Below are 11,603 nucleotides of genomic sequence, written 5' to 3'. Positions count from 1 at the left end.
AATTTGCCTGGCGGCCACAGCGCGGCGGTCCCACCTGACCCCATGCCGAACTCAGAAGTGAAACGCCGTAGCGCCGATGGTAGTGTGGGGCCTCCCCATGCGAGAGTAGGGAACTGCCAGGCATCCATCAAGTAAGAGAGCCCTGAACAGACGTTCAGGGCTTTTTTACGTCTGCAGAAAACGCAGAAATGAGTAAAAGTTAAGCTTTTTTCAGCCAGCTGGCGATAAAGTCAGCGATGCGGTCAGGCTGGTTGATATCCAGCAGCGGCACCTGTCCTCATTCTTTATTATCGCGTCTCATTCCGGAGCAGCGACAATTCCCTTACCGGGCAAACTAATGTTTTACTACCCGCTTCGCGTTCTTTCTTCGCAAGGAAATGAGGTAAAGCATGACCCATCTGGAACATCAAAACAGCCGACCGCCCGTATCAGCAGCCGAAACGCGGCAAAGGATCAGGGCAATTGTCGGTGCGTCATCCGGTAACCTGGTTGAGTGGTTTGACTTTTACGTTTACTCTTTTTTCTCCCTCTATTTTGCTCATGTCTTTTTTCCGGCAGGCGATACCACCACGCAGCTACTGCAAACAGCAGGGGTATTCGCTGCAGGTTTCCTGATGCGACCGATTGGCGGCTGGCTGTTTGGCTACATTGCCGATAAACATGGACGTAAAACCTCCATGCTGATCTCGGTCTGCATGATGTGCCTGGGCTCTCTGGTAATAGCGTGCCTGCCGGGCTATGGCGAAATTGGCATAGCAGCGCCGATCATTCTCCTGCTGGCACGTATGTTTCAGGGACTGTCAGTGGGTGGCGAGTATGGCACCAGTGCAACCTATATGAGTGAAGTCGCGCTGGAAGGGCGAAAAGGCTTTTATGCTTCTTTTCAGTATGTGACGCTGATTGGCGGTCAGCTAATGGCAGTATTAACCGTAGTCGTACTGCAACAGTTGCTGGATGATGAAGCGCTGCGCAGCTGGGGCTGGCGTATTCCGTTTTTCATCGGTGCCGGACTGGCCATCGTCGCACTCTGGCTGCGACGCTCTCTCAATGAAACCTCTGAGAAATCGCATCGTACGCATCGCGATGCGGGCAGCGTGATCGGGCTGTTACGCAATCACTCACGCGCCTTCTTTATGGTGCTTGGCTTTACCGCCGGCGGATCGCTGAGTTTCTACACCTTCACCACCTATATGCAGAAGTACCTGGTCAATACTGCAGGGATGGATGCGCGCAGTGCCAGCGGTCTGATGACCGGTGCTTTACTGGTCTTTATGGTGATCCAGCCCATTATCGGGGCGCTATCCGACAAAATCGGACGGCGGGCTTCCATGATGATATTTGGTGCAGGTGCTGCAACGTGCACCGTGCCTGTCCTGCTGCTGCTGCAACATACCGACAATCACTGGGTCGCATTCCTGCTGGTTATGCTGGCGCTGGTTATCACCAGCTTCTATACCGCTATCAGCGGTATTCTTAAAGCTGAGATGTTTCCGCCAGAGGTGCGTGCGCTGGGTGTGGGACTCTCTTATGCGGTGGCTAACGCGATTTTTGGTGGATCGGCAGAATATGTTGCACTGCTGATGAAAAGAGAGGGCATTGAAACCAGCTTCTTCTGGTACGTCTCAGCCATGGGCGCACTCTCTTTCCTGGTTTCGCTTATGCTGCATCGCAAGGGTAAAGGAATTGCGCTGTAGTCAGTGACGGATATTCCAGAGCATGATGCCGCTGGCAGCGCCGGCGGCATCCCATGCCAGATCTTTCCAGCTCCAGCCGCTTCCTGCCGCACGGCTGTCATAGAGCTCTTTTGCCGCGCCAAAACTGAGTGAAAACATCAGGCCAAAACCCATATTTTGGGCGTTATCCTGCTGCTGATGATGGGCAATTTCGCTGCCGGCGGCAGCAAGCAGCGCGGAGGCGACATAGTGCTGCGCTTTATCTTTACCGGTCCAGCTATCCTGCGCCTGATGCGCACATCCGCTACACAGCAACGCTATACAGAGGATGCACGCCCGCACGATTTTACAGCAACCTGCTGATCAGCCGGTCGATGCGGATACGTCGCAGACGACGGATAAGCTTGCGCACTTTGGCAGGGTAGTCAGAGATACTTTCCAGCTCGCGAAAGTGAGTCACCACCGTAGTATGTTCGCGGATTAGCGTCAGCTCTTTCTCGCGCTGTTCCGCCAGCTGATTAAGCGGATCGTGAATCAACACGGCATTTTCCAGATCCAGACGCCACGCGCGCGGATTAAGGTTGTTGCCGGTGATCATCATCCACTCATCATCAACCCAGATGCCTTTCAGGTGATAGCTGTTCTCACCATCTTTCCACAGGCGTACCGTCAGCTGACCGTTATCAACATAGTACTGCAGGCGGCTGAGAAAACGGCGCAGGTTGATCTCATAAAGGTAGGGCAGGGCGCCGATCACTTTGAAGGGCTCAGACGGCGGAATATAGAAATCGTTCGCCGTTTTATCACCGACAATAATCTCGACATCCTTGCCCTGACGCAGCAGATGGATCAGGTTACGCACCAGAATGGCAGGCAGATTAAAGTAAGGTGTGCAGAGCGTCAGCTTCTGCTCGGCGCAGGGCATCAGATGGAAAATAGTTTTATTAAGTAAGCTGCGCTTGCCCAGACCCACCAGCGGCGTCACCGCCAGCGTATCGTTACCGGCATCGCCGGTAAAATGATAATGAAAACTGCGCAGCTCGCTGCGAAACTGACGCGTCTCGTTTTTGATTTCCGGGCTGGAAGGACGCTCAGCCTGATCGAGGCGGTTGACCGCATCAGACTGTTTCAGGTTTTCATCGATCCACTCATACATCGCATTCGTTAACTGTGGATTACGAATCAGCTGATAGCGATCGTAGCGGTACCGTTCATGCTGATGCAGATAGACATCATTCAGGCTGGCTCCGCTGTAAAGCAGCGTATCGTCGATGATAAAACCTTTGAGATGCAGGACGCCCAGCGCTTCCCGCGTATTAACCGGAATACCATAAACCGGAATAGCAATATCCGGATGCCGGGTAGCCATCTCGCAGTACCAGTCAGCATTGGTCAGGCCACGCGCCGCACCGATACGTCCACGCTGCGCACGATGCCAGTCTACCAGAATGGCGATATCCAGTTCCGGACGAGCCTGACGCGCCGCATACAGCGCCTCCATAATACTGCGGCCGCCATCATCATTTTCCAGATAGAGCGCAGCAATACAGATGCGTTTTTCTGCCGCTGCAATTTTTGCCAGCAGCGTTTCGCGAAACTCAGCGGGCGAAAAAAGCGTGGTCACATCCGACACAGATTGTGACAGTTTAGGCAGCTGTGCGAGGTGTTGTTGGTGTTTATTGCGTTTAAATTTAGACAACATCACAGTGCACTTCTTCTCTGTTCATTTGTATGGCCTTTTGCCATCAAATCATGATCCTAACGTCAAATAATAACATCAACTCACCTGTTGAGGAGGATTTTTACCGTTCTCTACAGGCGGCGTTACGACGTCAATCAACGGTAAATTAAGCGTGACAATGCCATCATCAAGCTGAATATTCACGCGAAAGTTAAGTTTGCGCGCCAGCGTAATCATGCCGCTATTGTGCGGCATGGTTATACCGTTCAATTGTTGCAGACCGTGATCGCGGGTATAGCGAATCATCTTCTCCAGCAGCCGTCGCCCCATACCCAGCCCTTTGAGATCGGAACGAACCAGCACTGAAAACTCCGCATCGACATTATCAGCGTCAGATATCGCGCGGGTAACGCCGATAATCTCCTCTTCAGCGCCTTCCCGCTGGCGTACCGCCACAATCGCCATTTCGCGGTCGTAATCTATCTGCGTCATATTGGCTAAATCATCGTGGGTGAATTCGCTGATTTCACTGAAATAGCGGTAGTAGAGATCCTCTTTAGTCACCTGCGCAATAAAAGCGCGCAGCTGCGGCTCATCCTCAGGCAGGATTGGGCGAAACAGGCAGTGCTGGCCATCTTTCAACTCAACCTGCTCCTCCAGATGCTGTGGGTAAGGGCGGATAACCAGCCGCGCCTCGCTGTCGCCGCTAAAAGGGGCCAGCTGCAGCGTGACGTCAATAAGGGTAAAGGTTTCTGCCGATGCCAGCAGCGGATGAATATCAAGCCGCTGGATCTCCGGACAATCCACCACCAGGTTTGATACCTGTACCAGCAACTGGCTCAGCCCGGCGATATCGAGCGGATGCAGCGCGCTGCGGCTGCGGATCTTGCCGCTTTTTATCGCCTGAATCACCAGATAGCGCGCCAGCGTCATATTCAGCGGCGGCAGCGCTACGGCGGCCTGCTTATCAGGCTGCCATTCAGCCCCCCCTTCGCCGAGCAGGATAATCGGGCCAAACAGCGGATCCTGGTCTACCACTACGCGCAGCTCCTGAGCGCCAGCCCGGCTGGCCATACTCTGTACCAGCAGGCCATCGACGCGCGCCTGCGGATGCGTGCTGCGCACGCGCTCAAAAATAGCCTGTGCGGCCTGTTTCACCTCGGCAGCGCTGCGCAGATAGAGCATCACACCCTGTACCTCAGATTTATGGGCGATATCGGGCGAGCGCAGTTTGAGGGCGACCGGATAGCCCGTCTGCTCAGCAATAGTGACCGCTTCCTGACTGTCGCTTGCGATCCAGCCGGGCAGCGTTGTCAGACCATAAGCCTGCATAACAGGCTGCACCTCATGGGTATCCAGCGTGGTCACACCGCGGTCAAGTGCCTGCTGCAGCAGCTGATGCGCTTTAGCGCTGTTTTGCTGCAGCCCCGGTGGCAGCGCCGGCGTTTCCCGCAGCTGCTTCTGGTTACGGCGATACTCGACCTGATGCATAAACGCGGTCACGGTGCCTTCCGGGGTGCGCCAGGTCGGAATGCCGGCCTGGGTAAAGGCGCGCCGCGCCGCCTGGGATGAGGATTCACCGCACCAGTTAGTCAGCAGCGTGATCTGCCTGCCGCGCGGATGACGCGCGAGTGCAGCAATAATCTGCTCCGCCGTCTCGGTCGCTGGCGCAACCGCGCTGGGGGAGTGAATAATCATCAGGGCGTCAAAATCATGACTGTCGAGCAGCAGTTCAATGCAGGCAACGTAGCGGGCAGGTGTGGCGTCATCTTTTAAATCCAGCGGGTTTCCCCGGCCAGCGCCCTCCGGCAGTAGTGAGGCTACTCTCTGTCGCATCGCCTCATCCAGCGAAGCCAGCTTACCGCTGCGCGCATAGAGCGCATCCAGCGCCAGAGCAGCCGGCGCAGCGCCGTTGCTGACGATCATCAGGCGCTCGCCGCGCAGCGGACGCATGTGGCTGAGTGATTCAACCGCAGAGAAAAGTTCATGCGTATCCTGCACGCGCAGCAGGCCGGCGCGTTGTATTGCGGCATCCCAGGCGGCATCCAGGCCGCTCAGGGTGCCAATCATCGCCTGCGCCTCCCGGCTGCGTCCGCTTTTGATGACCAGAATAGGCTTATTGCGTGAGGCGCTGCGCGAGGCGGAGACAAAACGCCGGGCATCGCTCAGGTGTTCCAGGTAGAGCAGGATAGCGCTGGTTTTCGGGTCGCGTGCCAGAAAATCGAGCACGTCATCGACATCGATATCGAGGCTGTCGCCCAGCGCGATAAACCAGGAGAAGCCGAGATTCCGCTGCTGCGCCCAGTCGAGGATGGTATTTGAGACCGCGGCAGACTGTGAAACAAAAGCAATACGCCCTTTAGCGATGGGCACCGGCGAGAAGCTGGCGTTCAGCCCCTGCCACGGGGCCAGCAGTCCAAGACTGTTAGGGCCGAGCAGGCGAATCTGCCACTGGCTGGCGCAGGTTTTCAGCGTCTCAAGCTGGCTGGCGGGTGAGGAGAGAATAATGCAGGCTCTGCAGCCTTTTTCGCCCAGCTGCTGCAGCAGCTCTGGATTGCGCTTTGCATGGGTGCAGATAATGGCCAGATCGGGAGCAAAAGGCAGACTGGCGATATCGGGCCATGCCAGCACGCCCTGTACCGCCTTATATTTTGGCGTAACCGGCAGCACCGGGCCGCTAAAGCCGCCCGCCAGCAGGTTGCGCATCAGGAAATAGCCGGCACGCCCCGGCGTTACCGAGGCGCCAATTACCGCAATCGATTTAGGTCTTAACAGCGCTTCCAGTCCACGTTGACTCATCATCCACTCCTGCTGTCGGGATTGGCATGATTGTAAACGCTTTTACAGCGAAAACCGATTTGCTGCTGTCAGGCTGCGAGCCAGCTTCAGTTTTCGCTGCTGTTTATCGCCTGCTGTGTATGAACCGGATGGTGTGGTTTGCCCGCAAGGTAGGCGTGACGGAACTGTTCAAAGTGCTGCTGCAGGGCGCTGGCGGCCGCGCTGTCGCCCGCCTGAGCAAGCAGGGCCGCAGCGACCTCTGCCGTGCAGTGCTGCCCTTTGCCGTGCGCCTCCCGCAGGGTGTAGCGCGATGGGGTGCTCACGCTCAGTGACATCACCGGAAAATGGTCCAGCCACGGGCTTTTACGAAACATTTTGCGCGCCTCAGACCAGGTGCCATCCAGCATAATAAACAGTGGCGGTTTACCGCTGACCGGCGGCGCAGTCAGCACCTCACGTCCGGGATCGGCATAAGAGGCGGGGAACACCACCACCGGCTGATAGTCGCTGCTCTGCACTGCTGCCAGCAGCGCCGGGTCAGGCTCCGTTCGCGACCAGCCGAAGGCGAGGGTATCCGGCAGCACATCGGCAATCAGGCGTCCGGTATTGCTGGGCTTCATCGGTTCAGTATCGAACATCACCAGGCAGAAGCGGCTGCGCGACTGCTGCGGCTGCAGCGTGGCACACAGGCAGTGCCTGTGCGGCAACAGACAGCGCTGACAGCGCACAACGCGATTACCGCGCGCGAGAAAGGGCCGCGTAGCGCGGGCCAGACGTTGCGCCCGTAAGCGCAGAACAGCATTTTCAGACATAGACAGGCAGGGCAGGAAAAACGTCAGTGTAATAGAAGGGGGAAAGCAAGGCCAGCAATCTGCTGGCCTTCAGTGACTACAGGGTTTCGTCGAGCCACTCATTAAACGGCGTTTTCGGCATCGCGCCATTCAGCATATCGACCATTTCGCCCCGTTTAAAAATCATGATGGTCGGGATCGTGCGGATACGAAAACGCGTGCTGAGCGCCTGCTCAGCTTCCGTATTGACTTTAATAAAACGCACTTTGCCGCTGCGTTCGGCCGCAACTTCTTTAAATACGGGCGCAAAGTTCACGCAGGGGCCGCACCACGGCGCCCAGAAGTCGATCACGACCGGCAGGTCATCCTGCAGATATTTATCCAGCGTAGCGGCCGTGGCATTAACCACCTCGCCGTTGAAAAGCGCTTCGCCGCAGCGACCGCACTTTGCACCGTCGGCCAGACGCGCTTCGGGAACGCGGTTAACTGCCTGACAGCCGGCGCACACAGTATTCATTGTCATCTTAAACCGGTCCTGTAAATCTGATGATAGAGTCGTATTATGAAAAGGCTGGATGCTATGCTCAATCTGGATTACCCAATAGGTTCAATAGTTGATAGCTAAGCGCTGGCACATCAGGTAATCTTCGCGCTCTCAATGCTGGAGGAACAGATGAACGACGAATTTAAAGGCAAAAGCGGCAAGGTAAAAGTGATGTATGTACGTGAAGAGGAGGGCGGCAGTAAGCCAAATCCGCGTACCGGCAAAGGCGGCCGTCCTGCTGCGCGCCAGGAAGATAATCGTCGCTCTGCTCCCCGCAGCAATCGCAACAATGACGAAAGCGATCGCGCGCGCGCGCCACGCAGCGGTGACGATTCCGGTCGCTCACGCGCGCCGCGCAGCAGCGATGATGCCGGACGCGGCCGCCGCACGGATCGTAATGACCGTAGCGAGCGCAGCAGCCGCCCTGAGCGTAACGACCGCGACGATCGCGGCTTCAGTGATTCGCCGTGGCGCACCGTATCCCGCCCGCCGGTTGCCGCTGCCGACAGCCCGGCGGATGACGCCGCTGACGCGAAGCCGGTAATCGATTCCGAGCAGATCCGCCGTCAGCGTCAGGAAGAGACGCGCGTCTATGGCGAAAACGCCTGTCAGGCGCTGTTCCTGAGCCGTCCGGAGAGCATCGTGCGCGCCTGGTTTGTCCAGAGCGTTACGCCGCGCTTCCGCGAAACACTGCGCTGGCTGGCCGCAAACCGCAAAGCGTATCACGTGGTTGAGGAGGCTGAGCTGGCGAAAGCGTCCGGTACCGAACATCACGGCGGCGTCTGCTTTATTATCAAAAAGCGCAGCGGCATGGCGGTATTAGAGTGGCTGAAAAAGGCAGAGCGTAAAGATTGCGTGCTGGCGCTGGAAGATGTCAGCAACCCGCATAACCTGGGCGGCATTATGCGCAGCTGCGCGCATTTTGGCGTGAAGGGGCTGCTGGTGAACGACGCGTCGCAGCTGGAGTCGGGCGCCGCCGTGCGTACTGCTGAAGGCGGCGCTGAGCACGTACAGGCGATCAACGGCGAAGATTTCGCTGCAAGCCTTGATGCGTTCCGCAAGGCGGGCTACACCATCGTGACCACGTCGAGCCACGAGGGCACGCCGCTGGCGCGCGCCGAACTGCCGGCGAAAATGGTACTGGTGCTGGGTCAGGAGCGGGAAGGGCTTTCAGACAGCACCTTCCGGCAGGGCGAACTCAACCTGTCGATTGGCGGAACCGGCAACGTCGAGAGCCTGAACGTCTCGGTAGCAACCGGTATTCTGCTGGCCGAATGGTGGCGTCAGAACGCATAAAAAAAACGGGCCATAGCGGCCCGTTTTGCATGGTGGCGGCTAGTGTGCGCCACCCCCTCCGCCGCCTGCACCAAATGGCGGACGGGCAAACCATACCAGCACCAGCAGAATCACAAACACCCCCGCAGACGCCCAGAAAATCTCATTGGCTGAAATAATCAGGCCCTGATTAGTGATCTCCCGCGCAATCCACGCAGACGCCTGCTGGTGGCTCATGCCCATGCCTTCCAGCTGCGCATACATCTCCTGCGAATTCTGGTTGTAAGGATTGACGGATTCGCTCAGATAGCTGTGATGCATCGACTCGCGGTTGGTCCACAGGGTCGTGGTAATAGAGGTTCCGATCGATCCTGCCAGCGTACGCACAAAGTTAGAGAGGCTGGAGGCTGCGGCGAGGCGCTCCGGCGGCAGTCCCGACAGCGTAATGGTGGTCAGCGGCATAAAGAAACAGGCCACGGCAAAGCCCTGAATAAACTGCGGCCAGGCGGATGCGCCGAAGTCCATGCCGGGTTCAAAGGTGTAGGCGCGCCAGTAAAAACAGACGGCGTACATAATAAAGCTAAAGGTCACCAGCCGGCGCATATCGAGCTTGTGGGCGAACCGGCCAATAATGGGTGAGAGGATCACCGGAATAATCCCGACCGGGGCAGATGCCAGTCCGGCCCAGGTAGCGGTATAGCCGTAGACCTCCTGCAGCAGCTGCGGCAACAGCACAATGGAGCCGAAGTAGAGCATGTAGGCCAGGCTTATCGACAGACAGCCAATGGTGAAGTTGCGCATTTTAAACAGCGACAGGTCAACGATCGGATGATCGTCCGTCAGCTCCCACACCAGCAGCACCGCCAGCGCCACCACGGCGACCACCGCCAGCACGATAATCTCTGTCGAGCTGAACCAGTCGAGCTCCTTACCGCGATCCAGCATCACCTGCAGCGCGCCGATGCCCACCACCAGCAGCACCAGACCGACAATATCGATCGGGCGGATCTCAGTTTTGGTTTCACGACCGCGCAGCGTCTGCAGCGTCAGCATCACCACCACGATGCCAATCGGCACGTTGATAAAGAAGATCCAGCCCCAGTGATAGTTATCGCTGATCCAGCCGCCCAGGATCGGGCCGCAGATTGGCGCAACGATCACCGTCATCGCCCACAGCGACAGGGCAATACTGCGTTTAGCCGGAGGGTAGTTACTCAGCAGCAGGCTTTGCGACAGCGGGATCAGCGGACCGGCCACAATTCCCTGCAGAATACGGAAAAAGATCAGCATCTCCAGGCTTTCTGACATGCCACACGCCCAGGAGGCGAGCGCAAACAGAATGGTTGCCCAGGTGAAAAGCTTCACTTCACCGATGCGCTTTGCCAGCCAGCCGGTAATCGGAATCGAGATGGCGTTAGCCACCCCGAACGAGGTGATAACCCAGGTGCCCTGTGAATTCGACGCGCCCAGATTACCGGCAATGGTCGGGATCGCCACGTTGGCGATAGTTGAGTCGAGCACCTGCATAAATGTCGCCAGCGACAGGGCGATAGTCATCAGAACAAGTGGCGCGCCCTCAAGCGGTTTTTGTGCCATAACAGTCTCCGGCGGATCAGCCCGCGTTGGCACGAACGATAGCGGTAATCATCTGGTTGACCGGCGCAAGATCAATCGCCAGCGCGTTGCTCTCATAGGCGGCCTGCGGACGAACGGCGCCTGCCAGCACTGCACCCTCTTTGTTCTGCGTATCAACCTTCACCAGAGTCGAGAGTCCGATGCGCAGCGGATGCGCCGCCACTTCATCCGGGTTCAGTTCAATACGCACCGGCAGGCGCTGTACGACTTTGATCCAGTTGCCGGTAGCGTTTTGCGCGGGCAGCAGCGAGAAGGCGCTGCCGGTTCCCATATCGAGTCCCGCGACCTTGCCGTGATAGACCACATCATCACCATAGATATCGCTGACTACAGTTGCAGACTGGCCGATGCGGACGCCGGCAAGCTGCGTCTCTTTGAAGTTGGCATCTACCCACAGGTTGGTGGCGGGCACTACGGCCAGCAGCGGGGTGGTGGTGGAGATTTGCGAGCCTACCTGCACGCTGCGGCGTGAAACATAGCCATCAATCGGGCTGCGTATATCGGTACGCTGCAGATTAAGCCAGGCGTCGCGCAGGGCAGCGGCGCTCTGCTGCACCGCAGGCTGGTTTTCCAGACTGGTGTTCAGAATCATCGCCTGGTTGGCATTATATTGCTGCACAGCGACGTCAAGCTGCGCTTTCGCGGTCGCCACGGCGTCACGCGCGTGCTGCAGCTCTTCACGGCCAATCAGATTTGAGGCGCCCAGCGGTTCGCGGCGCTTCAGATCGGCTTCAGCCTGTTCCAGTGCCGTCTGCTGCAGCTTGATCGTGGCCTGATACTGCCTGCCGTTGATCATCAGCTGGTGCGTCTGGCGGACGCTGGTGGCCAGGGCGGTCTGCGCTTTTTCAAAGGCCTGCTGCGCATCGGTTTTATCCAGTGAGACCAGCACGTCGCCTTTTTTGACGCGATCGGTATCATCAAACCATACTTTGTTAACGCTGCCGGAAACCTGCGCCATCACCTGGACCTGATTGCCTGCTACATAGGCATCATCAGTCTCCTGAAAATGACGCAGCACCAGATACCAGTAAGTCAGATAGCCAATACCGGCCACAATAAACACGACAGCCAGCAGGATCAGCGCAATTTTACGCTTCTTCTTCTTGTTTGCAGGCTGTTGCGGGCTTTGAGCTTCCGCTGTCGCACTCATGTCGTTCTCCACGTTTGCCATAAGTCGGGGTGTGCTGATCCATCAACACGGTAACCCGAATCGAAAAAGCCAGCGC

General features: G+C 57.3%; 9 protein-coding genes and 1 rRNA gene. 3 read left to right on the top strand and 7 right to left on the bottom strand.

Annotated features, from left to right (window positions below; genetic code table 11):
- The first annotated feature begins 6 nt into the window (after positions 1 to 6).
- Positions 7 to 122 (top strand): 5S ribosomal RNA (gene rrf, locus C1Y41_RS09650).
- 267 nt (positions 123 to 389) lie between these two features.
- A complete protein-coding gene (locus tag C1Y41_RS09645) occupies positions 390 to 1,694 on the top strand; it encodes an MFS family transporter (RefSeq protein ID WP_065648614.1) in 1,305 nt (434 codons plus the stop codon).
- Here C1Y41_RS09645 and C1Y41_RS09640 read toward each other — a convergent pair whose 3' ends face one another.
- The 5 genes from C1Y41_RS09640 to trxC form a co-directional block, all read right to left on the bottom strand.
- On the bottom strand, positions 1,695 to 2,015 hold the full coding sequence (locus C1Y41_RS09640; protein WP_104085323.1) for a YfiM family lipoprotein: 321 nt from the start codon (positions 2,013 to 2,015) through the stop codon (positions 1,695 to 1,697).
- 4 nt (positions 2,016 to 2,019) lie between these two features.
- Complete coding sequence (pssA, locus tag C1Y41_RS09635) at positions 2,020 to 3,375, bottom strand: CDP-diacylglycerol--serine O-phosphatidyltransferase (protein ID WP_071668497.1); 1,356 nt, start codon at positions 3,373 to 3,375, stop codon at positions 2,020 to 2,022.
- A 75-nt stretch (positions 3,376 to 3,450) separates the two neighbouring features.
- A complete protein-coding gene (locus tag C1Y41_RS09630; RefSeq protein ID WP_039379780.1) occupies positions 3,451 to 6,153 on the bottom strand; it encodes a bifunctional acetate--CoA ligase family protein/GNAT family N-acetyltransferase in 2,703 nt (900 codons plus the stop codon).
- Positions 6,154 to 6,239: 86 nt separating this feature from the next.
- On the bottom strand, positions 6,240 to 6,944 hold the full coding sequence (locus C1Y41_RS09625) for a tRNA-uridine aminocarboxypropyltransferase (protein ID WP_104085322.1): 705 nt from the start codon (positions 6,942 to 6,944) through the stop codon (positions 6,240 to 6,242).
- 76 nt (positions 6,945 to 7,020) lie between these two features.
- Complete coding sequence (trxC, locus tag C1Y41_RS09620) at positions 7,021 to 7,440, bottom strand: thioredoxin TrxC (protein WP_039385620.1); 420 nt, start codon at positions 7,438 to 7,440, stop codon at positions 7,021 to 7,023.
- Between the two features lie 156 nt (positions 7,441 to 7,596).
- Here trxC and C1Y41_RS09615 point away from each other — a divergent pair, with 156 nt between their 5' ends.
- The gene (locus tag C1Y41_RS09615; RefSeq protein ID WP_104085370.1) at positions 7,597 to 8,763 is read left to right on the top strand and encodes a tRNA/rRNA methyltransferase; all 1,167 of its coding nucleotides are present in this window, start codon (positions 7,597 to 7,599) and stop codon (positions 8,761 to 8,763) included.
- 39 nt (positions 8,764 to 8,802) lie between these two features.
- On the opposite strand, the gene emrB is transcribed toward C1Y41_RS09615, so the two are convergent.
- Both emrB and emrA read right to left on the bottom strand, forming a co-directional pair.
- Complete coding sequence (gene emrB / locus C1Y41_RS09610) at positions 8,803 to 10,338, bottom strand: multidrug efflux MFS transporter permease subunit EmrB (protein ID WP_039379775.1); 1,536 nt, start codon at positions 10,336 to 10,338, stop codon at positions 8,803 to 8,805.
- A gap of 16 nt (positions 10,339 to 10,354) precedes the next feature.
- Positions 10,355 to 11,527 carry a multidrug efflux MFS transporter periplasmic adaptor subunit EmrA gene (gene emrA, locus C1Y41_RS09605; RefSeq protein ID WP_094111738.1) on the bottom strand — a complete coding sequence of 391 codons (1,173 nt, stop codon included), beginning with the start codon at positions 11,525 to 11,527 and terminating at the stop codon, positions 10,355 to 10,357.
- Positions 11,528 to 11,603: the final 76 nt, after the last annotated feature.

The organism is Pantoea sp. ICBG 1758, assembly GCF_002928325.1.
GTDB lineage: Bacteria > Pseudomonadota > Gammaproteobacteria > Enterobacterales > Enterobacteriaceae > Pantoea > Pantoea eucrina.
Note: the sequence above shows the minus strand (reverse complement) of the source record. Positions and strands in the feature narration are given on the sequence as shown.

Excerpts from the sequence above, each read along its gene's own strand:
- C1Y41_RS09645 (WP_065648614.1), top strand. The coding sequence starts at position 390 with ATGACCCATCTGGAACATCAAAACAGCCGACCGCCCGTATCAGCAGCC.
- pssA (WP_071668497.1), bottom strand. The coding sequence starts at position 3,375 with ATGTTGTCTAAATTTAAACGCAATAAACACCAACAACACCTCGCACAG.
- C1Y41_RS09630 (WP_039379780.1), bottom strand. The coding sequence starts at position 6,153 with ATGAGTCAACGTGGACTGGAAGCGCTGTTAAGACCTAAATCGATTGCG.
- C1Y41_RS09625 (WP_104085322.1), bottom strand. The coding sequence starts at position 6,944 with ATGTCTGAAAATGCTGTTCTGCGCTTACGGGCGCAACGTCTGGCCCGC.
- trxC (WP_039385620.1), bottom strand. The coding sequence starts at position 7,440 with ATGAATACTGTGTGCGCCGGCTGTCAGGCAGTTAACCGCGTTCCCGAA.
- C1Y41_RS09615 (WP_104085370.1), top strand. The coding sequence starts at position 7,597 with ATGAACGACGAATTTAAAGGCAAAAGCGGCAAGGTAAAAGTGATGTAT.
- emrB (WP_039379775.1), bottom strand. The coding sequence starts at position 10,338 with ATGGCACAAAAACCGCTTGAGGGCGCGCCACTTGTTCTGATGACTATC.
- emrA (WP_094111738.1), bottom strand. The coding sequence starts at position 11,527 with ATGAGTGCGACAGCGGAAGCTCAAAGCCCGCAACAGCCTGCAAACAAG.